This is a genomic window from Celeribacter baekdonensis B30, assembly GCF_000299875.1.
Classification (GTDB): Bacteria; Pseudomonadota; Alphaproteobacteria; order Rhodobacterales; family Rhodobacteraceae; genus Celeribacter; species Celeribacter baekdonensis_A.
Map to the genome: position 1 here is coordinate 1 of NZ_AMRK01000022.1, position 23,094 is coordinate 23,094.

Sequence of the window (23,094 nt, forward strand, 5' to 3'; positions counted from 1 at the left end):
CGCGTTTGACTGGTACCAAAACCTTCATTTTTACGCTCCTTGTGTTAGCGGGTCGGTGTGGGAGGCACCGTGCTATAATCATAAAAACCGCGGCCGGCTTTGCGGCCGGTCCACCCGGCCTCGACGTATTTCACCAACAGCGGGCATGGGCGATATTTGCTATCCGACAGGCCGTGATAGAGCACATTCATCACCGCCAGACAGGTGTCGAGGCCGATGAAATCGCCCAGCTCAAGCGGCCCCATCGGATGGTTGGCCCCGAGTTTCATCGCCTGGTCAATTGAGGAGACACAGCCAACACCTTCGAACAACGTATAGACCGCCTCGTTGATCATCGGGACCAGAATACGATTGACGATAAAGGCCGGGTAATCCTCCGCCACGGCGGCGGTTTTCCCGATCCGTCTGACGACCTCATTGATGGTGTCAAAGGTCTCGTTGCTGGTGGACAGGCCCCGGATCAATTCAACCAGTTTCATCACCGGCACCGGATTCATGAAATGAATGCCCATGAACCGATCTGGCCGATCCGTGGCCGAGGCGAGCCGGGTCACCGAAATCGACGAGGTGTTCGTCGTTAGAAACGTGTGCTCCTGCAAGTGCGGCATCAGATCTTCGAAGATGCGCAGCTTGAGGGCTTCGTTTTCCGTGGCGGCTTCAATCACCAGATCCGTGGCCCCCACCCGCGCCATATCATGCGTGGTCGAAATCCGCGCAAGGGCCTGATCTCGATCATCGGCTGTGATCTTTTCGCGCTCGACCTGACGGTCCAGATTGCGACGGATCAACGCCATTGCCGTGCTCAACGCATCGGCGCTGATGTCGCTCAGAACAACATCCATTCCGGCCTGCGCCATGACTTGGGCAATCCCGTTGCCCATCTGCCCGGCGCCAATGACCCCTGTGGATCTGATCGTGGTCGTCATATGAGGTATACCTTTTAGTTGAAGGACTTACGCAAAGCGGCCTGAAGCTCGCCGACGATCCCTTTGCGGAACGCCAAGACGCAAATGATAAAGATCAGCCCCATGATCACGGTGACCCAGGCCCCAAGGGGACCAGAGGACAGCGTGTTTTGCAGCGTCACGATGAGGCTTGCGCCAACGGCAGGGCCGAAAATCGTACCCAACCCGCCCAAGAGCGTCATCAACACCACCTCGCCTGACATGTGCCAATGCGCGTCGGTCAAAGAGGCCAATTGGAACACCACCGATTTGGTCGCGCCTGCAAGCCCAGCAATCGTGGCGGAAATCACAAAGGCCAAAAGTTTGTAGCGGTCGATGTTATAGCCAAGCGATGTGGCGCGGGGTTCATTGTCGCGGATTGCGCGCAGCACTTGACCGAAAGGCGAATGCACCGCGCGGGCAATCACGCCAAAGCCAAGGAGGCAGACCCCCAGCACGAAATAGTACATCGCGCGGTCGTTGCTCAAATCGACGAGCCCCAAAAACGTGCCGCGCGGAATGCCTTGCAGGCCGTTTTCACCGCCGGTGAAGCCAGAGCGGATAAAGACGAAATAGACCATCTGCGCCAAGGCCAGGGTGATCATTGCGAAATAGATGCCCTGACGGCGGATCGCCAAAACGCCCACCAAAAGCCCAAGGACCATGGCCGCAGCGGTGCCAGTCAGAATGCCAAGTTCGGTCGGCAGACCCCAGACTTTGATCGCGTGACCTGTGACATAGGCCGCGCCGCCAAAAAACGCCGCATGACCAAAGCTGAGCAGACCGCCATAGCCGAGGATCAGGTTGAAGGCACTGGCGAACAGCGCAAAGCACAGCACCTTCATCAACAGCACCGGATAAAACAGCAGCGGCGCGACCAGCAACAGGGTGAGAAGGAGTGCGTAAGCCAAATATTTCTTCATGTTCCCAGCTTTCAGTTGGTGCGGCCGAACAGTCCGGCAGGGCGCAGGACAAGCACGATGGCCATCACGATGAAAATGATTGTGGAGGACGCTTCGGGCCAGAACACTTTGGTCAGCCCCTCGACCACGCCCATGGACAGGCCGGTGACGATGGCCCCCATGATGGACCCCATCCCGCCGATCACCACCACGGCAAAGACCACGATGATCAGGTTCGATCCCATCAAGGGATTGACCTGCGTGATCGGAGCGGCCAGCACCCCGGCAAAGGCTGCCAAAGCAACGCCATAGCCATAGGCCAGTGTGGTCAGAAGCGGCACGTTAACGCCGAAGGCCTGCAACAGTTTAGGGTTTTCTGTGCCCGCGCGCAGATAGGCACCGATTTTGGTGCGTTCAAACACATACCAGGTGACTGCACAGACCACCAAAGAGGCGACAACCACCCAAGCGCGGTAATAGGGCAAGAACATGAACCCGAGGTTCACCCCCCCATTGAGGGCTTTTGGAGCGGCGAAAGGCTGTCCTGAGGCGCCGAACATTTTGACGAACAGGCCTTCGATCAACATCGCCAAGCCAAAGGTCAAGAGCAAGCCATAGAGGTGATCAACGCCCGCCAAACGGCGCAGCAAAAATCGGTCAAGCACCACGCCGATAAACCCGACGATCAGCGGCGCAAGTATCAGCGCGCCCCAGTAGTCGATATGCAGGTATTTCCCAAGCAACCAAGCGGCAAAGGCACCCAACATATACAGCGCGCCATGCGCGAAATTCACGATGTTCAGCAGCCCGAAAATCACCGCCAGACCCAAGGACAAAACGGCATAGAACGACCCGTTGATCAGGCCCAGCAACAGCTGGCCAAACAGGACTTGGGGCGCGATGCCCAGCAGGTCGGAAAACATTGAGTGATCCCATTTCTTTGATGCGTAACCCCCGCCAGAACCGTGGCTCCGGCGGGGAAGTGGGTCTTATTCTATGGCTTATTTCGTCGGGCAGGTGCTTTCGGACAGCGGGCCATAAGCCTCTTCACCGGGGATGACGCGCACGATCTTCAAATAGTCCCACGGACCCGTGGACTCTTCGGGGGATTTGACCTCGGCGAGATACATGTCGTGCACCATCCGCCCATCGGAACGCAGCACACCGTTTTGAGCGAAAAAGTCGTCCACCGGCATCTCGCGCATTTTGGCCACAACCGTATCGGTATCGTCCGTTCCCGTGGCCTCGATGGCTTTGAGGTAATGCGTGACCGAGGAATAGACCCCGGCCTGAACGCCAGTGGGCATCTTGCCCGTGCGCTCATAGAACCGCTGCGACCACGCGCGGGTTTCGTCGTTCAAATCCCAGTAAAAGCTGGCGGTCATCAACAGACCCTGCGCCGTCTCAAGCCCAAGCGCATGGACGTCGGAGAGGAACACCAAAAGCCCGGCGATTTTTTGTCCTGCGCTGACGATGCCGAATTCGTTGGCGGCTTTGATCGCGTTGATCGTATCGCCGCCCGCATTGGCAAGGCCAATGATCTTGGCGCCAGAGGCCTGTGCCTGAAGCACAAAGGACGAGAAATCGGATGCCGGGAACGGATGCTTGGACGCGCCCAAAACTTTGCCGCCGCCCGCTTCGACCACGGCCGTCACATCGCGTTGCAAGGATTCGCCAAAGGCGTAATCCGCCGTCAGAAAATACCAGCTATCGCCGCCCTCTTTAACAATCGCGGAACCGGTGCCAACGGCCAGAGCGCGGGTGTTATAGGTCCAGTGCAGGCCGCTTGGAATGCAGGCGTCATTGGTCAGCGGCGACGAGGCCGCCCCCGAGACCAGTGCAATTTTGTTTTGCTGTTTGGCGACTTCGAACACGGCCATGGCAACCGATGTGGTCACCAGTTCGGCAAAGGCGTCAACCTGTTGGGTGTCGCCCCATTCGCGCGCTTTATTGGCGGCAACATCGGCTTTATTTTGGTGATCGGCGGACACCACTTCGATCGGCGCGCCCGCAACTGTGCCACCGAAATCTTCGATCGCCATTTCCGCGGCGGTCACGGTGCCAGGACCCGCCACGTCGGAATAGGTGCCCGACATATCGGTCAACACGCCGATTTTCACGACGCCATCGCTGATTTCGGCCTGCGCCGCTCCCGCACTCAGAGCCAGCACAGATACGCCCACCATAAAGTTTTTCAGAAATTTCATTGGGTCTCCTCCCTTTTGAAACGTGTCAAACACTCAAATATTCATCAAAGACGGCTTGTTTTTCTTTCAGCTCGCTTTGCAGGACACAGTCGACGATATGCCCGTGGTCCATGATGAAATGTCGGTCGGCCAAGGGGGCCGCGAATTGGAAATTTTGCTCGACCAGCACGATGGTAAAGCCGCGCTCTTTGAGCATCGTCAGCACATCACCGAGCTTATCGACGATCACCGGGGCCAGCCCTTCGGTGATTTCATCGAGCAACAACAGCGTCGCACCCGTGCGCAGAATGCGCGCCATCGCCAGCATCTGTTGTTCACCACCCGACAAGCGCATGCCGGGGCTGGTGCGCCGTTCGGCAAGGTTCGGGAAAATCTCGTAGAGTTCCTCGACACTCATGCCACCGGGGGCAACATGCGGCGGCAACAACAGGTTTTCTTCCACCGAAAGGCTCGCGAAAATGCCGCGTTCCTCCGGGCAATAGCCAACACCCAGCCGCGCGATTTCATGCGCACTGGCCTTGATCACCTCTTTGCCCTTCAACATGATCGAGCCGGACCGAGACTCGATCAACCCCATCACCGCGCGCAGCGTGGTGGTGCGCCCAGCGCCGTTGCGCCCAAGCAAAGTGACGAGCTCGCCTTGATAGACCGTCATGTCGATCCCGTGCAGCGCGTGGCTTTCGCCATAAAACGCATGCAGGTCGGTGATGCGCAGATCTTCGATCTTTTCGCTGCTGTGTTCGCCACCAATCTCGATCCCGGCGCTGTATTTTTCTGCCGCGCTCATGCTGCCGATTTCCCCATGTAGGCTTCTTTGACCCGAGGGTCGGACGAGACCTCGGCATAGGCGCCTTCGGTCAAAATCGCACCGCGCTGAAGCACCGTGACGCGGTCACATAGGGTCGAGACGACCCCAAGATTGTGTTCCACCATCAAAATCGTGCGGCCTTTGGCGACGCGGCGGATCAACTCGGTGATCCGGTCCACATCTTCGCGGCCCATGCCTTGGGTCGGTTCGTCCAACAGCATCAGTTTCGGTTCCATCGCCAGCGTCGTGGCAATCTCAAGCGCACGTTTGCGGCCATAGGACATGTCGGCCACCTCATCATTGGCAAACCGCAACAGTCCGACCAAATCCAACAGCTCCTCGGCGCGCTCATTGAGGACGTTCAAAGAGCTTTCCGCGCGCCAAAAATGAAAGGACGTGCCAAGTTGGCGCTGAAGCGCGACGCGCACGTTTTCACGCACAGTCAAATGCGGAAACACCGCCGAAATCTGAAACGACCGGATCACGCCCCTGCGCGCGATCTGGGTGGGCCGCGCCGCTGTGATGTCCTCGCCATCCAGCAGGATCGTGCCACTGCTGGGCGTCAAAAATTTTGTCAGTAGATTGAAGACAGTGGTTTTTCCAGCGCCATTCGGGCCGATCAGCGCATGGATCGTATGGCGTTCGACATTCAGGTCCACCGAGTCCACGGCAATAAAGCCCAGAAAGCCTTTGGTCAGCTTCTGCGTTTGCAGAATGAAATCTCCCGATGCATTCATCTGCGATCCTCCCTTGATCTGGCTTGTTTTGCGCAGGCGAGGGTCTCCCCCGCCCGCTGATCCGTTTTCGGATCGTGTCTTACACAGAGACGCCTTCGGCCTCTGCCTGAGCCATTGCGCGGGCTTGATCCCGCAGGACGAATTTTTGGATTTTGCCGGTAGAGGTCTTGGGCAAAGTGGCAAAGACCACCGTTTTGACCGCCTTGAAGCGTGCCATATTGGCACGGCAAAATTCGATAATCTCGGCTTCGGTCGTGGTTGCACCCGCCTTCAATTCGATAAAGGCACAGGGAGTTTCGCCCCATTTCTCATCCGGCTTGGCAACAACGGCGGCCAACATGACGGAGGGATGTTTGTACAGCACATCCTCGACCTCGATCGACGATATGTTTTCGCCGCCAGAGATGATGATGTCCTTCGAGCGGTCTTTGATCTCGATATAGCCATCGGGATGGCGCACGGCGAGATCGCCAGAGGCAAACCAACCGCCACGGAACGCGGCGTCAGTGGCCGAGATGTTTTTCAAATATCCCTTCATCACGTTGTTGCCGCGCACAAACACTTCGCCGACGGTTTCACCATCGCTTGGAACGGGCACCATCGTGTCCGGCTCTGCGACCATCAGATCGTCAAGCGCCATGTTTTTAACGCCTTGCCGCGCTTTGATCCGGGCCCGTTCGGACAGCGGCAGAGCGTCCCATTCAGAATGCCACGAACAGAACACAGAGGCGCCGTAGGTTTCGGTCAGGCCATAGCCATGGGTCACGTCAAAGCCGGCGCTTTCCATTTTCTCGATCACGATTGCGGGGGGTGGGGCACCGCCGGTCAACACTTTGACCTCATGCTCAATGCCCGCTTTCATCTCGTCGGGGGCGTTGCCCAAAAGGCCCAAAACAATCGCAGCCCCACAGAAATGCGTCACCTTTTGCGATTTGATCAGCTCATAGACCGTACTGTCGCGCACGGCGCGCAAACAGACCGACGTTCCCGCATGGGCCGCGACCGACCATGGGAAACACCAGCCATTGCAATGGAACATCGGCAAGGTCCAAAGATAGGTGAAGTGGCGCGGCATATCCCATGTGTTGATGTTGGACAGCGCGTTCAGATAGGCGCCCCGGTGATGATAGACCACGCCCTTGGGATTGCCCGTCGTGCCAGACGTATAATTCAGGCTGATGGCGTCCCATTCGCTACCCGGCAAAGACCAGTCATCGTTTTCATCGCCTTCGGCCAGAAACGCGTCATAGGTCAACGCACCGATTTTTTTGCCGCCCTCAAAGCTTGAGTCTTCGATGTCGATGACCAAGATGTCGCCCCCCGCCATGTGCAACGCGCGCTCCATGACTTCGGAAAATTCGGGATCGACGATCACAACCTTGGCTTCGGCATGATTAAGGATGAACGCGATGGCTTCGGCATCAAGGCGGGTGTTGATCGCATTCAACACCGCACCTGTCATCGGAACGCTAAAATGCGCTTCGAACATTTCGGGAATATTGGCAGCGATAATGGAAACCGTGTCGCCTTTCTCAATGCCCCGCTTGGTCAATGCAGACGCGAATTTGCAACAGCGCAGATAGGTCTCTTCCCAGGTGCGATGCAGATCATTATAAATGACCGCAGTCTTCTTGGGATAAATGGCGGCCGTTCGTTCAATAAAGCTTAGCGGTGACAACTGCGTAAAATTCGCGGCGGTCATGTCCAGGCCTTGATCATAGATATTATGGGATTTCACCATCGGTCTCCTCCAAAACGCGATTTCGGTTTCACTATCTTCTTAAGTTTTCCGAAAGATTTCTGAATTGATACGAATTGTAACAGTGGCACGAGTTGGTCTTTCGAAGACATAAGAAATCGCGCAAACATTTGTGCAAACGCGACTGGATCAGAGGTGAATTGTGACAACGACATGGGCCAAGCACCCCCCTCACGACAGCCTGACACAGGCCGCTCTTGACCATGTGTCAGAGGGCCTGGGCGTCTTTGATGCGCAATTGCGACTGGTATCGTGGAACAGAAAATTTCAGGACTTCATTGGCTTGGGGGATGTCACACTTCAGGCGGGTACGCCGCACAAGGCTTTGTTCAACCATGCTTTAAGCCCACAGGACGCGCCCCTGAGCACCGTTTTGGCCAGGGTGCGGACCAATATCGAAGCCGCGAGCAAAGGTGAAAGCCACTGTATCAATTGTGAATTGCCCGACGGTCGGGCCATCCGATTTAGCGCCGCTCCCTTGCTCGGCGGCGGGGTTGCGGCGGTCTATTCCAACATCACCGAGCAAAATCAGCGCGAAACCGATCTGGCCCGGCGCGTCCATGAACGCACCGCCGCGCTGCAACTGAGCGAAAATCGCCTCAACATCATTGCCAACGAAGTCTCCGCAGGGATTGCCCATGTCGATAAAAACATGCGGTTCTCCTATGTGAACACCCGGTTTGCACGCGCCTATGGGTTGCGGCCCGAGGATTTCATCGGCAAACCCTGTAGCGCCATTCTTACGCCTGAGACCCTTGGCAAATCCAACCATTTCTTTGAACAAACGCGGCGCGGCGCAGCGGTGGATTTTGCCATGACCGTTCGCCTGCCTGATGGTCGCGACAAAGAAATCAGGACATTCCTGCGGCCCGAGCAACCGTCGCGCGGCGAAGTGATCGGCTTCTTCCTGTTGTCGATCGACATGACCCGGCAAAAGGCCGCCAATGCCGCACTGTTGCAAAGTCAAAAGATGGATGCGCTCGGACGTCTCTCAAGCGGCATTTCGCATGATTTCAACAATTTGCTGACGGTCATCTTGGGCAATCTCACGCCCTTGGCGGATCGGTTGGATCAAACAGAGCTGAACGAGGAATTTTTAGCCCCGGCCATCGCCGCCGCCCGGCGCGGCTCTGATCTGACGCGGCGTCTGTTGTCTTTGGCACGCAAACAGCCGATTGATCCACAGCCCGTCAGGACAGATGACATATTGGATGGGCTGGTCAAACTGTTGCGCCCCACCATTCCCGAAACCATTGAAATTTCCGCCAAAAGTGCGACGGATCTGCCTTTGGTCTTTGTGGATTTGGCACAGCTTGAAATGGCGCTGTTCAATCTTGCGGTGAACGCCCGCGACGCCATCGGGGACTGCGGCATGATCGAACTGCGTCAGGACGTTGTGTTTTTATCTCCGATTGAGGCCGAGCCGGACCGACTGGCCAGCGGGCATTTCCTACGGCTTCAAGTGATTGATAATGGTGAAGGCATGACAGAGGACAGCCGCGAGCGAATTTTCGAGCCGTTTTACACGTCCAAGGATGACGGTGCCGGATACGGGCTTGGGCTGTCCATGGTCTATATGTTTGTCAAACAATCCAATGGCGCCATTCGTGTCGAAAGCGAGCGCGGTCAGGGCAGCACCTTCACCATCCTTATTCCTGCGGTGGATGATGCTGATCTGCCGGAGCCTGACGCCGGCGAAAGTCCCGGAGCCCAGCTTTTGGCCGCGCAAGAAAGGCCCGTGACCTTGCTGGTTGACGATGACGCGGATGTGCGGCGGGTTCTGCGTCGACAACTTGTCGACGAAGGATATCCCGTGATCGAAGCCGCCAATGCCCGCGACGCACTGGATTTGTTGAAACACATCTCTGAAATTCGCCTGTTGATCAGCGACATTGCCATGCCGGGCGGTATCTCCGGTCTCGATCTGGCCTGCGAGGTCTTCAAAAACCACAGCCGCGTTGGCATTTTACTGATGACCGGACAAGCCACGCCGCCGGACCAAAGCTGTCTTGGTGTCAAACTGCCCATTTTGCGCAAACCCTTTGATCGCACGCTCTTGCAACAGTCGATCAAACAGGTGCTGAGCATCAAAGAGGAGGACACATGAGCAAAACCGTCTATCTGCTCGAAGATGATCCGGGCGTCGCCGCCGTCATTGACCGGGTTTTGGTTAACAATGGGTTCAAAGTCGACTGGTTTCGCTCCCGCGTGGCCTTGCTTAGCGCGCTCAAACTGGCCCAGCCTGACGTCTTTCTGGTGGATTTGGGCTTGCCCGACGCAGATGGGCTGACCCTGATCCGCGAAGACATCGGCCAAAGCGGTACGCCAATCATCATTGTCAGTGGCAGAGGCGATATCATGGACCGGATTGTCGGCCTCGAATTGGGGGCGGATGACTATATTGTCAAACCCTTCGAGCCGCGAGAACTTGTCGCGCGTGTGCGGGCCGTTCTTCGACGCAGTCAAAGCCACGCCCCCGCCCCCGAAGGCGCACAGGATATTGCCAAGTTCGCCGGATGGACGGCCTATTTTTCCTCCTCTCTTTTGGTTTCGGAGAGCGGGGGAGAAATTCATTTGAGCACGGCAGAAAACACATTGCTGCGCCTTTTTGTGCAAGCAACGGGTCGGATTTTAAGCCGGGAAGCGCTGTTGAATTTGACGGCAGGGGATCGTCTGGAAAACTTTGATCGCAGCGTCGACGTTCGGGTCTCCCGGTTGCGTCGCAAATTGAAACATGGCGACAATCCCCACGAAATCATCCGCACGATCTATGGGGCCGGATATGTGTTTGTCGCGCCCGTGGAATGGCCCACGACACTCACATTGGACGCATCTTAACACCAACCAGAATGTGCCGGGCCGTTTCAACAGACCACGTCATCTGGCGCAGATCGGCAGACCACGGGGCGCAGCTTATGCCCGTGTCCAAACTTTCAGGAACAGCTCACACAAAATGGCCTGCCCCGTCTCCGAAGCAGGCCAGGGATTTACATGTTCGGCGTCCTTCAGCGGACAACGAAAACCGAACATTTGGAGTGCCGCACAACGCGGGCCGCATTCGGCCCCAAGAGGTAGTCTTTGAGATCCGGTCGATGTGCACCAAGGACGATCAGGTCGGCACTGTCCTTTTTTGCCGTTTCAAGGATTTCATGGTAGGCCGTGCCAACCGCCACCAGATGGCGCACTTTCGCGTTGACCTCTGGTCCGAGCGCCTCTTCCACCAGATTACGCAGGGCCTGTTTCACCTTGTCGCGCGCGTCTTTCGTGTGTTGCTCGTCGAAATATCCGCCGACCCAACTCATGCCATAATCGGGCAGAACGGTGATCACATCAAGCTGCGCCCCTTCGGCGGCGGCCAGACGCGCGGCGGCTTGCAAGACTTTCACCTCATCTTTGACGCGGTTCACATCAACGGCACAGAGAATGGTCTGGATCATGCGGGTTCTCCTTCGAATTCGCGTTTGGAGGCCGCCCGGCGTCGTTGCAGAACGGTCACGAGGCCCAAGAGAATGAGCGCTGGAATGAACATCAACTCTTTGCGGAGCTGCTTGGCGGGGGCCTGAACATTCGTGATCTGCACTGGCTCATCCCCATAGAAATCAAAGCTCGACAGTTGTTCGGCCAGAGGCGTCCCAAACATTGGCTCGTCCATGATCATGCGCTCCCCATCGACCGTGAAGATCAGCCCGAGCGCCGCAAGACGCGCGTCACCGCCGTCGACATCCGGTACAGTGAGGGCAAGGTGCGTTTCCTTTTCCTCAAGCGTATCGAAATCCGGTCCCTTCACCACGATACGCATCTGTGATCCGGCGGGGGCCTCTTCGAGCGCCTGAGCCACGGCCGTGGGGGCGGTCTCATGGAACGGCGGTTGGATCATGTCCATGAAGAAGCCCGGACGGAATAGGGCAAAAGCCACAACCAAAAGAGCCGCCGTTTCCCAGATCCGCGACTTGGTGATGTAAAACCCCATCGTCGCGGCGGTGAACACCAGAATGCCAATGGTCGCGATGATAAAGACGACGATGCCCTGGACCAGGGTCACATCAATCAACAGAAGATCGGTGTTGAAGATGAACACAAACGGCAGAGCGACCGTCCGCAGGCTGTAGAAAAAGGCGGTGAACCCCGTGCGGATTGCATCCCCGCCTGACACGGCGGCGGCTGCAAAACTCGCAAGCCCCACAGGGGGCGTCACATCCGCCATAATCCCGAAGTAGAACACAAACAGGTGCACGGCGATCAGCGGCACGATGAGACCCGATTGCGCGCCAAGCTCGACAACCACGGACACCATGAGCGAGGAGACCACGATATAGTTCGCCGTGGTCGGCAAACCCATCCCAAGGATCAGCGACAGGATCGCCACGAAGAGCAGCATCAGGATCAGATTACCCCCCGAGAGGAATTCGACGAAATCCGCCATCACTTGACCGATGCCCGTCAACGAGACGGTGCCAACAATGATGCCAGCGGTCGCGGTCGCAAGGCCAATCCCGATCATGTTGCGGGCCCCGTCGATCATGCCATCGACCAGATCGAACAGCCCCTCTTTTATGCGGGACACAGCATCGTTTTCACCACGGAACATCGCTTTGAGCGGCTTTTGTGTCAGCAGGATGAAGAACAAAAGGAAAGTCGCCCAAAATGCCGACAGTCCCGGAGATTTGCGTTCGATCATCAGAAAATAGACCAAGACGACAATCGGCAACAAATAATAAAGACCCGCCTTCCACAGCTTTGCCACATCAGGAAGTTCCATCACTTCAGCATTGGGGTCGTCGATCTCAAGCTCGTCGGTATTGGCGGCAAGTTTGATGAGGCCAATATAAACCAGACCGATCAGCACAGCGAGAACCCAGCCACTGCCCTCGGGCACCATGGAGGTGATCAGGCGCACGGGGAATTGCGTGGCATAGCACAGCCCGCCAAAGCCCGCGAAAAACAGGAACATCCCCATGACCGTACGCCACAGTGATACGACCTTGTTGCCGATGGTCGGCATGTTGTTTTTCACCGCTTCGAGGTGAACGATGTAAACCAGCGCGATGTAAGAGATGATGGCGGGAAGAAAGGCGTGTTTGATGACCTCGAAATAGGAAATGCCGACATATTCCACCATGAGAAAGGCCGCAGCCCCCATCACCGGGGGCATGATTTGACCGTTGACCGAAGAAGCGACCTCAACGGAGCCAGCCTTTTCTGCAGAGAACCCCACGCGTTTCATCAGCGGGATGGTAAACGTGCCGGTCGTGACCACGTTGGCGATGGAGGAGCCCGAAATCAGCCCCGTTGCAGCGGAGCCGACCACGGCCGCCTTCGCCGGACCACCGCGCAGGTGGCCAAGGGCGCCAAAGGCCATTTTGATGAAATAATTCCCGGCACCGGCCTTATCGAGCAGGGCACCGAAGAGGACAAAGAGGAACACGAACTGGGTCGAGACGTTGAGCGCGATACCGAACACGCCTTCGGTCGTGATCCACATATGAGACATCGCTTTGCGCAGCGACGCGCCCGCCCAGCGGATCTGATCCGGAACAACCTCTGAGGCGCCGAAAAAGACATAGCCCAAAAACACAATGGCGAGGATCACCATCACCGGGCCGAGTGTGCGATAGGCCGCGATGAACAAAAAGGTGAGGCCCGCGAGGGCGAAATAGGAGTCGCTCGTATCCGCAAGCCCGCCGTTTCCGACGATCTTCGCGTAGAAGAAATAGCCATACATGGCGAGAAATGCCCCGCCGAGCCCCAAAATCCAGTCATACCACGGCACAGAGGTTTTCGATGCCGATTTGAACAGCGGATAGGACATGGCAGAGAGGAAGATCGCAAAGGCAAGGTGAATTTGCCGCGCGTTGTTGATCATGTCACCGGGCAGGACCTTGAGACCGATCGGGGAGGCCAGAAGCACCTGGAAAACCGACCACAACAGCGCCACTGCCGCGATCGCCTTGCCCAATGTTCCCGCCACATTGCGGGCGCCACTGTCGGAGGCCGCAACCAGTTCCTGAAGCTCGTCTTCGTTCAATGCACGTTTTTCAGTGTCTGTCATTCTGTATACCCCACCGTCCCTGTTGTGTTTTTATGGGAAAAGGGCGGCACTGATGCGCCGCCCCTGAAATGTTTGGCCGATTATTCCATCCAGCCTTTTTCTTTGTAGTATTTGATTGCGCCCGGATGCAGCGGAGCGGAGAGACCGTCTTTGATCATCTCTTCCGGCTTCAGGTTGGCGAAGGCCGGGTGCAAACCCTTGAAGTCTTCGAAATTGTCGAAAACGGCAGAAACCACAGCATAAACCGCATCCTCGGAGACATCCGCAGAGGTCACGATGGTCGCGCCGACACCAAAGGTTTTCACGTCTTCATCGTTGCCGCGATACATGCCGCCCGGCATGGTCGCCACGCGATAGTACGGGTTGTCGGCAACCAATTCGTCGATGGCGGGCCCCGCCACTTCGACGAGGACGGAGTCACAGGCGGTGGTGGCTTCTTGAATGGAACCCGACGGGTGACCCACAGTATAGACCATGGCGTCGATCTGGTTGTCGCACAGCGCGGCCGATTGTTCCGAAGGCTTGAGCTCAGTCGCGAGGGCGAAATCATCCGTGGTCCAGCCAAGTTTGTCCATCACCACTTCCATGGTGGCGCGCTGACCAGAGCCTGGGTTGCCGATGTTCATGCGTTTGCCTTTAAGATCCTCAAAGGTTTTCACCCCCGCATCGGCGCGCGCCACAACGGTAAAGGGTTCCGGGTGTACGGAGAACACGGAGCGCAGGCCTTCGAACGGCTCACCCTCAAATTGCACGACACCGTTATAGGCGTTGTATTGAATGTCGGATTGGGCAACGCCGAATTCCAGCTCGCCTTCCTTGATTGTATTCACGTTGTAAACCGACCCGCCGGTGGATTCGACCGAGCAACGCACGCCGGTTTCCTTGCGGTTTTTATTGACGAGACGACAGATTGCGCCGCCCGTCGGATAATACACGCCCGTCACACCACCGGTGCCGATGGTGACGAACTCTTCAGCCATCGCAGAGCCTGCGATCATGGCGGAGGCCGCGGCAGCGGCAAGGCCAAGTTTCAGGTGTTTGGTCATAGGTGTCTCCCTTAGTGATTTTCCGGTCATCCCGAGGCACTCACGCCTCACAGATCGACCACTTCTCCAAGCGCCCGATTGTGGCGCTCGATCTCTGATATGCGTTCCACGACATCCGGCCCGGCTTTTTGCGCGAGCATCGCCATAATGACTTCAAGGAAAAAAACCGTGGTCGTGTAAGTGTTAAAAAAGTTCGGAGTTTCCCCTGTAATGATGAAAGACGTGTTGGTATGGCGCAAAGCGGGACACGCATAGCTGTCCGTGATCACGGCCACATGCACTCCTTGGCGGCGGGCGATCTCGGCGGCATTGACCGATACGCGTGCGGACGGCGACATGGTGATCACGATCATCGCATCCCTTTGGTTCATGTCACTGAGCGCAGAGCCATAAGATGACCCCATCCGCCCGGCGAGTCGCCACTTCCCTCCTAGGAAATTTGCCATGTAACCCGCATATTCGGCAATCCCCGTTGATCCCAAAGCCCCAACGATAAGCACGCGGCGCGCGTGATGTAGCACGTCGATCAGCTTTGCAAGCTCAACCTGATCGAGCCCGTGCACAAGGCCTTCGAGATTGCTTTGGGTCATTTCTAGAGAGCGCATCAGCAGGTCCTCGACGTCGCCTTTGGGCGCCTCTCTCAGGTCCTTGGCGCGTGTCGCAAAGCTCGACACTTTAAGCGACAATTGTGCACGCACCGCTTCGCGCAGAGTTTCAAATGTTTCAAACCCCAAGGCGCGCGCCAGACGACTAAAGGTCGCCGGAGCGATTCGCGTCTCTTGTGCGATTGATCTCAGGGAGCGTGTGACCACATCAAGCGGGTTTTCGACAAGATAATCCCCGGCCTCGCGCAAACGCGGGCTCAGTTCGGCGTAATATTCCGCCAATCTTTGCTGATAACTTGCCGACACCGCGTTCCCCAAGGCCACAAAAAGACTTTCCGAGACTGTTTCAATTGTTTCAACTCTTGTCAATGTTTGGCTGATGCGTTTCAAATTTACAAAGGGCCTGACCCGGTTTGGCCTCTTTTCGCCCTCGGAGCACATCAATGACGCATGTTTTCTATCGCAATTCCCGCAGCACCCCGCCGAAAGCCATACGCGGCGATGGGGCCTATATTTATGATGACACCGGCAAGCAATATCTCGATGGCTCCGGCGGTGCGGCGGTGTCCTGTCTTGGGCATTCCGATCCAGATGTAATTGCAGCGGTTCAGACACAGGTCGCCAGCCTCGACTTTGCGCATACCGGGTTCTTCACCTCTGAACCGGCTGAAGCCTTGGCCGAGCGCCTGATCGCTCATGCGCCCGAGGGGCTCGACAAAGTCTATTTCGTCTCTGGTGGCTCGGAAGCGGTGGAAACCGCGCTCAAAATGGCGCGGCAGTATTGTGTCGAGATCGGTGAGCCACAAAGGACCCGTTTTATCTCTCGCCGTCAAAGCTATCACGGCAATACCTTGGGCGCGTTGGCGGTGGGCGGCAATGTCTGGCGCAAAGCGCAATTCGCCCCGCTTTTGGCCGAGACCTCCCATATTGCCCCCTGTTACGCCTATCGTGGCCAGGAAGAGGACGAAAGCTTAGAGGCCTATGGCCAGCGTGTCGCAGATGAGTTGGAGACAGAGCTTTTGCGGGTGGGGCCAGAGACGGTCATCGCCTTTATCGCCGAACCCGTTGTGGGCGCAACGCTGGGCGCTGTGCCCGCCGTGCCCGGATATTTCAAACGCATTCGCGAGATTTGCGACCGCCATGGTGTGTTGCTGATCCTCGATGAGGTGATGTGCGGTATGGGCCGCACAGGGACGCTTTTTGCCTGTGAGCAGGACGGGGTCGCCCCCGACATCCTCACCATCGCCAAAGGGCTTGGCGCCGGGTATCAGCCGATCGGAGCGACACTTTGTTCGGCGCGGATACACGCGGCCTTTGCGCAAGGATCGGGCTTTTTCCAACATGGGCACACCTATATCGGCCATCCGGTGGCCTGTGCGGCGGGCCATGCGGTGGTGACGAAGCTGACCGAGGGAGGCATGGTCGCACGCGCGGCTCAGATGGGCGAAAAGCTCGACATTGCTCTACGCGATGCTTTCGGCAATCACCCGCATATCGGTGATATACGCGGGCGCGGGATGTTCCGCGGGCTGGAACTCGTCGAGGACCGCACCAGCAAAGCCCCTTTTGATCCTGCGCGTGGCATCAACAAGCGCGTGAAAGCCGCCGCTTTCGAAGCGGGGCTGATCTGTTACCCAATGGGCGGCACTGTGGATGGGCAGCGGGGCGATCATGTACTGTTGGCGCCGCCGTTCATCCTGACCGAAGATCAGATTGGCGAGTTGATCGAGAAACTGGGCATCGCATTCGATGCGGCACTGGCATGAGTGCGCAGTCCCGCATCTATGCCCACGCCTCTGTCAGGCGTCACAAGACCAATGGAACAAAGGCAATCATCAGGTAGACGAAGATCAAAGCCATGAGGTAAGGGAAAACCGCCTTTGTGATCCGTTCGATCGGCAAGTTGGCCGTTGTCGAGGCGACGAACAGGTTGATCGCCACCGGCGGCGTGACCATGCCAATCGCCAGTCCGACGACGATGATGATCCCGAAATGGACGGTATCAATGCCCAATTGCATCGCCAAAGGCAAAAGCATCGGGGTCAGGATAATGAGGGCCGATGCCGTTTCCAAAAACACCCCGGTGACAAGGATCAATGCCATGATCAACAAGAGAAGCACATAGGGGTTGGACGACAGCGACAAAGCATATTCTGCGATGGCTGAAGGCACTTGCCAACTCGACAAGGCCCAACTCAGCACCGACGAGGCCGCGATCACGAACATGATGACCGCGGTGGTTACCCCCGCACGCATCATGATCTGATACAGGCCTTTCAAGGTGAGATCGCGGTAAATGAACAGCGAAACGATGATGGCATAGTTGACCGCCACGACCGCCGCCTCAGAGGGGGTGAATACCCCCGAAAAAATACCGCCCAAAATGAGCAAAGGTGCCATGAGGCCCCAACTTGCAGACAAAAGCGTGCGCCAGATGGTCGAAAGATTGAACGGCGTCCCGCGCGGATAGGCACGGCGATGCCCCTGCACGAGAGCGATTGCGATCAAACCGATCCCCATGGCAACGCCTGGGATAAAGCCATTCAGGAACAGTTTCGCCACAGATTCCTGGGCGATCACCGCATAGATGATCATCGGAACGGACGGCGGGATCACCACGCCGATGGTGCCCGATGCGGCAATCAATGAGGCGGCGGCGGCGGGATCATAGCCCTTGCGTTTCAGTTCCGGCACAAGGCTTGCGCCCACGGCGGCTGTCGTCGCGGCACCGGAGCCGGAAATGGCGGCAAAGAACATCCCGGCAAGCACCGAAACGATAGAGAGGCCGCCTTTGATAAAGCCAAACATACTGTCGGCGAAGGCGACGAGACGTTTGGAGATTTCCCCCTGCGCCATGATATCGCCCGCCAAGATAAACATCGGCACGGCGACAAAAGCGAAAGAGTTGATGCCGGAAAACATCTGTTGCGGCACCACCATGAGCGGGACGCCTGACAGGTTCAACGCCGTCATAGAGGCCGCGCCGATCACAATCGCGACCGGAATGCCCATGACAAGAAAGACAACGAAAAGACCAGCCAGAACGAGGCTCATTCATTCAACTCCGTCCGGGTTTCACGCGGTGCCTGCCCGGCCAAAAGCCGGATCAGATCGATCAGAGACAGTCCCGCCATAATCGCAGAGGCCAAGGGCATGACCGCGTAAATATAGGTCATGGACAGGCGCAAAGACGGCGATTTTTGATAGCTTTGCATGTTCATGTAGCGCCAGCCGATAACGGCCAAGGTCACAAGAAACGTAAATGTCACAACGATCCCCGCGCCGGACACGATCCGGCGCAAGGTCAACGGCAGGCTGTCCCGCAAAAGCGCGACAGCAATGTGCCGTCCTTGTTGAAAGGCCAGCGCAGCGCCAAGAAAGGTGATCCAAATCAACAGAAAACGTGCAACCTCTTCTGTCCATCCCACGGAGGTGAAAAACACCCGTGACACGATTTGAAGCGTGATCACGCCGGTCAGACCAATCATTCCCGCAAAGACGACAGGTTTAAGGGCTTCGCCCACCCCCCGATCCATCCACGCCAGCACTTTCAACATTTACTTCAGCGCCTCTTGGATGCGCGGCAGGTAGTCACCAAATTTCTGGCCATATTTTTCATACACAGGTTCAAGCGCCGCAGAGAAGGGAGACAGATCGGCATCTTCGATCACATTCATGCCCGATGCTTTCAATTCTGCAAGCTGCGACGCCTCAGCTTCGGCATTCATCTTGCGTTCATAGGCGGAGGCGTCTTTGGCGGCTTGCAGGACAATCTCTTGCGCGTCGCCGGAGAGTTTACCCCATGCGGGCATCCCCATGACAAAAACCGCAGGCGCATAGGTGTGGCGCGTCATCGTCATGTTGGTTTGGGTTTCGTTCAATTTGAACGAATAGACCACACCAACCGGATTTTCCTGGCCATCAATCGTACCCTGCTGCATCGCGGTAAGCGCCTCTGTCCATGCCATCGGCGTGGCGTCGGCCCCAAGCGCGCGGAAGGTGTCGATATAGACCGGGTTTTCCATCACACGCACACGCAGGCCATCAAGATCGGCGGGGGTGCGCACCGGGCGGCGCGAATTTGTCAGGTTCCGAAATCCACGTTCAGCATAAGCCAAGCCTTTGAGGTTCACCTCGGACAGACGATCAAGCAACTCTTGACCGATCTCGCCATCGAGAACGCCATAGGCGGCTTCGGGGGTCTTGAACAGGAACGGCAACTCAAACACGGCCATGTCTTCGACAAAGTTCGCAACCGGGCCGTTGGTGATGATGCCCATGTCAACGGTGCCAATTTGCATGCCTTCGAGAAGGGTGCGTTCGTCTCCCAAAGTGGCGTTGGGGAAAATCTCGACAGTGATCGCGCCGTCGGAGCGCTCAGACACCAGCTCTTGGAACTTGGTGGCGGCGATCTGATAGGCGTCCTGTTCGTTGACCACATGCGCCAAGCGCAAAGTGGTCGGCTTGATCTCAGCTGCAAGCGGCACTGTGTGTGCCATCAAAGCCGTGGCCGCAAAAGCAACAGTGGTGATAAAGGTCTTCATGTTGGTCCTCCCAAACGTACGATAAGGGCATTCAAAGGTGCCGAGATCAAAAGACATCCCGAAAAGATCGCTAAGCGTCATAAAGATACGCAAGGCATCTCCAAAATGCGGATTTATTGCGCATATGGCGTGAAGCCAGTTTGGAATGCAAGCCGGTAGGTTCATTTCCACTGCGATCTGCGATAATGTTTTTCGCCTCAAAGACCTCCACATGACAGATCAAGCGCAGGCCGCCCCCAAGTCCCACCAAAGAAGAATATTCTCCCGCCGCCATGGCAGCCAAGGGAACCCTGGTCCGATGGCCTGCCCGAGTGGCACCACCGACTTCCCAAACGCCTGCGTTTTGCAACGCCTCCGTACCTTGCAAACAGGCGCTGTGCGCACTTCACGGCTTGAACCTTGCGGCTGGCTCATGTCTACCCGCGCAGAAATCAAGCGTTCGCAATACGGATCACGAAACCATGTCAGAGAGAGCCCCAAAAGGCGCATCTATCGTTTTTGAGACCGTCGGAAAGGCCTTCACCAAACCCGGTGGCGGCACTGTCTCCGCAGTTGACGATGTCTCCCTCACCGTCGAAGCCGGTGCCATCACTGGCATCATCGGCCGCTCTGGGGCGGGCAAATCGACGCTCCTGAGGATGGCCAATGGGTTGGAACGTCCGACATCCGGCAAAGTTTTGGTCGGCGGTCAGGACGTCGGCACAGCTCAGGGGGCGGCCTTACGGGCGATCCGGCGCGACGTCGGGATGATATTCCAACACTTCAACCTGTTGGCCTCGCGCACCGTGGCGGGCAACATTGCCTTGCCGTTAGAAGTCGCGGGCGTACCGAAGCCAAAGATCAAAACCCGCGTGGCGGATTTGATTGACCGTGTTGGTCTCACCGCACAGGCTGATCGCTACCCTGCAGAATTGTCTGGCGGTCAAAAACAACGCGTCGGCATCGCCCGCGCTTTGGCAACAGAACCAAAGGTTTTGCTGTCTGATGAGGCCACATCGGCCCTGGACCCCAATACCACCCAAACCGTGTTGGAGTTGCTGAAAGACATCAATCGCGAGCTGGGCCTGACCATCCTGTTGATCACCCATGAAATGGCCGTGGTGCGCGACATCGCCAGCCATGTGGCGGTGATAGACAATGGCAAAATCGTTGAGGCCGGGACGACATATGATGTGTTCACCGCCCCCCAGCACCCGACCACACGCGCGTTTCTCTCCGGTGTCTTGGGCGTCACGCTCCCAACCTTTCTCAAAGACAAAATCCAAGACACGCGGCCCGTGGGGCCCGCCGAAGAAGTGGTCCGCGTGACCTTTGCGGGCAAACACGCGACCGACCCGATGCTGGCGCTTTTGACCCGCGACTTGGGGCTTCAGGTCAACATCCTTGCGGGTGCCGTGGAAGAAATCGGAACCCGGCCCTTTGGCAATCTTTTGGTCTCGCTTGATGCCGCAAAGGGCGCCGATGCGCGGGCGTATCTGGAACGTCACGGGCTTTTGACGGAGGTACTTGGCTATGTCGGCTAATCTCATCGCCCTTTTGATCGAAGCCACTGGGCAGACTCTCTATATGGTCGCCATTTCGACCCTTCTCGGCACAATGTTCGGCCTGCCTTTGGGGGTGTTCCTTGCGATTTCACAGCGCGGAGAATTGCTCTCCGCACCTTGGGTGAACAAAGTGCTTGGGCTGGTGGTCAATGCCACCCGCTCTGTGCCGTTCATCATTCTTGTCGTCGCGATCATCCCGTTCACCCGCGCCATTGCAGGCACCTCGATCGGCACCACCGCGGCGATCGTACCGCTGACCATTGCCGCCGTGCCGTTTATCGCGCGGCTGGTGGAAAATGCCATTCGCGAAGTCGACAGCGGGTTGATTGAGGCGGCGCGGGCCATGGGCGCGACGCCGTTTCAAATCATTCGCAAGGTCTTGGTTCCCGAGGCGCTTCCCTCCATCACTCTTGGCCTCACCCTCGCCGTTGTCAGCCTCATCGGCTATTCCGCCATGGTCGGGGCCGTCGGCGGCGAAGGCTTGGGCGATCTGGGCATTCGGTATGGCTATCAACGGTTTATGCCGGACGTCATGGCCGTTGTCGTCGTCATCCTCATTGTTCTCGTCCAGCTTGTGCAATCCATCGGAGAATGGATCGCTGCTCGCGTGGACAAACGCGCGCCCAAAGGGCGTGGTCAATAATACGCAAACAAAGGAGCAAATATATGCTGCGTCTTGCAACTCTTACCTCTCTTCTTGCCCTCGCCGCTGCGGCCACCATGGCCGAGGAGATCAAAGTCGGGGTTTCCCCCGGCGAGCATGCCGAGATCATGGAAGAAGTGGCCAAAGTGGCCGCGCCCATGGGGCTTGATATCGATGTGGTCGAATTTTCCGACTATGTGATCCCGAACACCGCTCTGGCCGATGGTGACATCGAAGCCAACTCGTTCCAACACGTGCCTTATCTGGACAACCAGATGAAAGATCGCGGCTTTGACTTGGTCGTCGTCGGCACCACCATCACCACCCCGATGGGGATTTATTCCGACAAGATCGACGATCTTGCCACGCTCGAAGACGGTGCCAAAGTGGCGATCCCGAACGATCCGACCAATGGCGGGCGGGCGCTTTTGCTGTTGCAGGATTTGGGTCTGGTGACTTTGACCGACGGCACGGGTCTGGTGCCCAGCCCGCTTGATATCGAGGAGAACCCCAAGGGGCTGAAGTTTCTCGAACTCGACGCCGCGCAATTGCCGCGTACGTTGGCGGATGCGGATATCGCAATCATCAACACCAATTATGCCATCGCCTCTGGCCTCAGCCCAAAAGACGATGCCATCGCGATGGAAAAGGCTGAAAACCCCTATGTGAATGTGATCGTGGTCCGCAAGGGTGACGAAGATCAGCCCTGGGTCAAAACACTCGTGGACGCATATCATTCCGATGAGGTCAAAGCCTTTATCGACAACAGCTACCACGGCGCTGTGATCACATCTTGGTAAAACAAAAGCGGGCCGCCCGGCTTTCGGCCACAAGGGTACGGCCCGCTTTTGTCCTATGTCTTTAGATTAAAATGCGCCAGCATCCGGGCAATCGCCGCCTATATGACAAGCGCGGCCGCCCAGGTGCTTTGGCTCGCAAGGGCCAATCTGCGCTGATTGGGGTTTAGGTTTTGGGGATTTCCTGACGCGCCATACTCTGGCTAAGGCGGTAGCTTTCGCCATTCATTTCAAAAGACTTTGATGTGGTGGGTCAGACGGTCGAGGAGCGCGCCAGTCAGGCGTTCCTATCAAAGGTTACAGTCCATTCATCGAGTGACAGGTTGCTTGTGGTCAGCGTGGGGCCGCGCTCGTAGTGTTGGAAGATCAACTCGAACAGAAGTTCGGTCCCGGTTTTGCTCAACGGCACAAAGCCCGGTGCTTCGATGATCAACAGCTAGTAACCCACCATCTGTTTTTGAAGCCGCAGAAGCCTGCGTTCATCCTTCGGGTCAGATGGCCGTTAGTGT

General features: G+C 57.1%; 20 protein-coding genes and 1 pseudogene. 6 read left to right on the forward strand and 15 right to left on the reverse strand.

Annotated elements, in window-relative coordinates:
* Window positions 1–44: 44 nt before the first annotated feature.
* From B30_RS20730 to B30_RS20760, 7 genes are all read right to left on the reverse strand, one after another.
* Complete coding sequence (locus tag B30_RS20730; protein WP_009574215.1) at window positions 45–926, reverse strand: 3-hydroxybutyryl-CoA dehydrogenase; 882 nt, start codon at window positions 924–926, stop codon at window positions 45–47.
* Window positions 927–940: 14 nt separating this feature from the next.
* Window positions 941–1,867: a branched-chain amino acid ABC transporter permease gene (locus B30_RS20735; RefSeq protein ID WP_009574217.1), complete on the reverse strand. Its 927-nt coding sequence runs from the start codon at window positions 1,865–1,867 to the stop codon at window positions 941–943.
* An 11-nt stretch (window positions 1,868–1,878) separates the two neighbouring features.
* Window positions 1,879–2,769, reverse strand: coding sequence for a branched-chain amino acid ABC transporter permease (locus B30_RS20740; protein ID WP_009574219.1), 891 nt, complete (start codon window positions 2,767–2,769; stop codon window positions 1,879–1,881).
* A 78-nt stretch (window positions 2,770–2,847) separates the two neighbouring features.
* Complete coding sequence (locus B30_RS20745) at window positions 2,848–4,053, reverse strand: ABC transporter substrate-binding protein (RefSeq protein ID WP_009574221.1); 1,206 nt, start codon at window positions 4,051–4,053, stop codon at window positions 2,848–2,850.
* 25 nt (window positions 4,054–4,078) lie between these two features.
* The gene (locus tag B30_RS20750; RefSeq protein WP_442852433.1) at window positions 4,079–4,708 is read right to left on the reverse strand and encodes an ABC transporter ATP-binding protein; all 630 of its coding nucleotides are present in this window, start codon (window positions 4,706–4,708) and stop codon (window positions 4,079–4,081) included.
* A 128-nt stretch (window positions 4,709–4,836) separates the two neighbouring features.
* Entirely contained in the window at window positions 4,837–5,598 is a 762-nt protein-coding gene (locus tag B30_RS20755; protein WP_009574225.1) for an ABC transporter ATP-binding protein, read from the reverse strand.
* Between the two features lie 79 nt (window positions 5,599–5,677).
* Window positions 5,678–7,339: an acyl-CoA synthetase gene (locus tag B30_RS20760; RefSeq protein ID WP_009574226.1), complete on the reverse strand. Its 1,662-nt coding sequence runs from the start codon at window positions 7,337–7,339 to the stop codon at window positions 5,678–5,680.
* 160 nt (window positions 7,340–7,499) lie between these two features.
* Here B30_RS20760 and B30_RS20765 point away from each other — a divergent pair, with 160 nt between their 5' ends.
* Window positions 7,500–9,464 carry a hybrid sensor histidine kinase/response regulator gene (locus B30_RS20765; RefSeq protein ID WP_009574227.1) on the forward strand — a complete coding sequence of 655 codons (1,965 nt, stop codon included), beginning with the start codon at window positions 7,500–7,502 and terminating at the stop codon, window positions 9,462–9,464.
* Window positions 9,461–10,195, forward strand: coding sequence for a response regulator transcription factor (locus tag B30_RS20770; protein ID WP_009574228.1), 735 nt, complete (start codon window positions 9,461–9,463; stop codon window positions 10,193–10,195). Before B30_RS20765 ends, B30_RS20770 begins: the two co-directional genes overlap by 4 nt.
* A gap of 167 nt (window positions 10,196–10,362) precedes the next feature.
* Here B30_RS20770 and B30_RS20775 read toward each other — a convergent pair whose 3' ends face one another.
* From B30_RS20775 to B30_RS20790, 4 genes are all read right to left on the reverse strand, one after another.
* Window positions 10,363–10,794: a universal stress protein gene (locus B30_RS20775; RefSeq protein WP_009574229.1), complete on the reverse strand. Its 432-nt coding sequence runs from the start codon at window positions 10,792–10,794 to the stop codon at window positions 10,363–10,365.
* Window positions 10,791–13,406, reverse strand: a complete 2,616-nt coding sequence (locus B30_RS20780; protein ID WP_009574230.1) for a TRAP transporter permease — start codon at window positions 13,404–13,406, stop codon at window positions 10,791–10,793. Before B30_RS20780 ends, B30_RS20775 begins: the two co-directional genes overlap by 4 nt.
* Window positions 13,407–13,486: 80 nt before the next feature.
* Window positions 13,487–14,452 carry a TAXI family TRAP transporter solute-binding subunit gene (locus B30_RS20785; protein WP_009574231.1) on the reverse strand — a complete coding sequence of 322 codons (966 nt, stop codon included), beginning with the start codon at window positions 14,450–14,452 and terminating at the stop codon, window positions 13,487–13,489.
* A gap of 47 nt (window positions 14,453–14,499) precedes the next feature.
* Window positions 14,500–15,363, reverse strand: coding sequence for a MurR/RpiR family transcriptional regulator (locus B30_RS20790; protein WP_226946355.1), 864 nt, complete (start codon window positions 15,361–15,363; stop codon window positions 14,500–14,502).
* Window positions 15,364–15,500: 137 nt separating this feature from the next.
* Between B30_RS20790 and B30_RS20795 the strand changes: the two genes are divergently transcribed.
* Window positions 15,501–16,823, forward strand: a complete 1,323-nt coding sequence (locus tag B30_RS20795; RefSeq protein ID WP_009574233.1) for an aspartate aminotransferase family protein — start codon at window positions 15,501–15,503, stop codon at window positions 16,821–16,823.
* A 40-nt stretch (window positions 16,824–16,863) separates the two neighbouring features.
* Here B30_RS20795 and B30_RS20800 read toward each other — a convergent pair whose 3' ends face one another.
* Genes B30_RS20800 through B30_RS20810 form a run of 3 tightly spaced genes read right to left on the reverse strand, consistent with a single transcriptional unit; the run spans window position 16,864 to window position 19,601 of the window.
* Window positions 16,864–18,111, reverse strand: coding sequence for a TRAP transporter large permease (locus B30_RS20800; protein ID WP_009574234.1), 1,248 nt, complete (start codon window positions 18,109–18,111; stop codon window positions 16,864–16,866).
* Window positions 18,108–18,614: a TRAP transporter small permease gene (locus B30_RS20805; protein ID WP_009574235.1), complete on the reverse strand. Its 507-nt coding sequence runs from the start codon at window positions 18,612–18,614 to the stop codon at window positions 18,108–18,110. Before B30_RS20805 ends, B30_RS20800 begins: the two co-directional genes overlap by 4 nt.
* Entirely contained in the window at window positions 18,615–19,601 is a 987-nt protein-coding gene (locus B30_RS20810) for a TRAP transporter substrate-binding protein (RefSeq protein WP_040403138.1), read from the reverse strand. It abuts the gene before it with no gap.
* A gap of 461 nt (window positions 19,602–20,062) precedes the next feature.
* Between B30_RS20810 and B30_RS20820 the strand changes: the two genes are divergently transcribed.
* The 3 genes from B30_RS20820 to B30_RS20830 are packed head-to-tail and all read left to right on the forward strand — an operon-like array spanning window position 20,063 to window position 22,588.
* Complete coding sequence (locus B30_RS20820; RefSeq protein WP_009574238.1) at window positions 20,063–21,124, forward strand: methionine ABC transporter ATP-binding protein; 1,062 nt, start codon at window positions 20,063–20,065, stop codon at window positions 21,122–21,124.
* Complete coding sequence (locus B30_RS20825; protein WP_009574239.1) at window positions 21,114–21,788, forward strand: methionine ABC transporter permease; 675 nt, start codon at window positions 21,114–21,116, stop codon at window positions 21,786–21,788. The genes B30_RS20820 and B30_RS20825 overlap by 11 nt, the downstream gene beginning before the upstream one ends.
* Before the next feature lie 23 nt (window positions 21,789–21,811).
* A complete protein-coding gene (locus B30_RS20830; protein WP_009574240.1) occupies window positions 21,812–22,588 on the forward strand; it encodes a MetQ/NlpA family ABC transporter substrate-binding protein in 777 nt (258 codons plus the stop codon).
* A gap of 163 nt (window positions 22,589–22,751) precedes the next feature.
* On the opposite strand, the pseudogene B30_RS20835 reads toward B30_RS20830, so the two are convergent.
* A pseudogene (locus B30_RS20835) lies at window positions 22,752–23,078 on the reverse strand (ATP-binding protein); the annotation flags it as partial.
* Between the last annotated feature and the right edge of the window lie 16 nt (window positions 23,079–23,094).

What these genes read in the sequence shown, in the direction of transcription:
- B30_RS20730 (WP_009574215.1), bottom strand. Translation starts at nt 926, where the DNA reads ATGACGACCACGATCAGATCCACAGGGGTCATTGGCGCCGGGCAGATG.
- B30_RS20735 (WP_009574217.1), bottom strand. Translation starts at nt 1,867, where the DNA reads ATGAAGAAATATTTGGCTTACGCACTCCTTCTCACCCTGTTGCTGGTC.
- B30_RS20740 (WP_009574219.1), bottom strand. Translation starts at nt 2,769, where the DNA reads ATGTTTTCCGACCTGCTGGGCATCGCGCCCCAAGTCCTGTTTGGCCAG.
- B30_RS20745 (WP_009574221.1), bottom strand. Translation starts at nt 4,053, where the DNA reads ATGAAATTTCTGAAAAACTTTATGGTGGGCGTATCTGTGCTGGCTCTG.
- B30_RS20750 (WP_442852433.1), bottom strand. Translation starts at nt 4,708, where the DNA reads ATGACGGTCTATCAAGGCGAGCTCGTCACTTTGCTTGGGCGCAACGGC.
- B30_RS20755 (WP_009574225.1), bottom strand. Translation starts at nt 5,598, where the DNA reads ATGAATGCATCGGGAGATTTCATTCTGCAAACGCAGAAGCTGACCAAA.
- B30_RS20760 (WP_009574226.1), bottom strand. Translation starts at nt 7,339, where the DNA reads ATGGTGAAATCCCATAATATCTATGATCAAGGCCTGGACATGACCGCC.
- B30_RS20770 (WP_009574228.1), top strand. Translation starts at nt 9,461, where the DNA reads ATGAGCAAAACCGTCTATCTGCTCGAAGATGATCCGGGCGTCGCCGCC.
- B30_RS20775 (WP_009574229.1), bottom strand. Translation starts at nt 10,794, where the DNA reads ATGATCCAGACCATTCTCTGTGCCGTTGATGTGAACCGCGTCAAAGAT.
- B30_RS20780 (WP_009574230.1), bottom strand. Translation starts at nt 13,406, where the DNA reads ATGACAGACACTGAAAAACGTGCATTGAACGAAGACGAGCTTCAGGAA.
- B30_RS20785 (WP_009574231.1), bottom strand. Translation starts at nt 14,452, where the DNA reads ATGACCAAACACCTGAAACTTGGCCTTGCCGCTGCCGCGGCCTCCGCC.
- B30_RS20795 (WP_009574233.1), top strand. Translation starts at nt 15,501, where the DNA reads ATGACGCATGTTTTCTATCGCAATTCCCGCAGCACCCCGCCGAAAGCC.
- B30_RS20800 (WP_009574234.1), bottom strand. Translation starts at nt 18,111, where the DNA reads ATGAGCCTCGTTCTGGCTGGTCTTTTCGTTGTCTTTCTTGTCATGGGC.
- B30_RS20805 (WP_009574235.1), bottom strand. Translation starts at nt 18,614, where the DNA reads ATGTTGAAAGTGCTGGCGTGGATGGATCGGGGGGTGGGCGAAGCCCTT.
- B30_RS20810 (WP_040403138.1), bottom strand. Translation starts at nt 19,601, where the DNA reads ATGAAGACCTTTATCACCACTGTTGCTTTTGCGGCCACGGCTTTGATG.
- B30_RS20820 (WP_009574238.1), top strand. Translation starts at nt 20,063, where the DNA reads ATGTCAGAGAGAGCCCCAAAAGGCGCATCTATCGTTTTTGAGACCGTC.
- B30_RS20825 (WP_009574239.1), top strand. Translation starts at nt 21,114, where the DNA reads ATGTCGGCTAATCTCATCGCCCTTTTGATCGAAGCCACTGGGCAGACT.
- B30_RS20830 (WP_009574240.1), top strand. Translation starts at nt 21,812, where the DNA reads ATGCTGCGTCTTGCAACTCTTACCTCTCTTCTTGCCCTCGCCGCTGCG.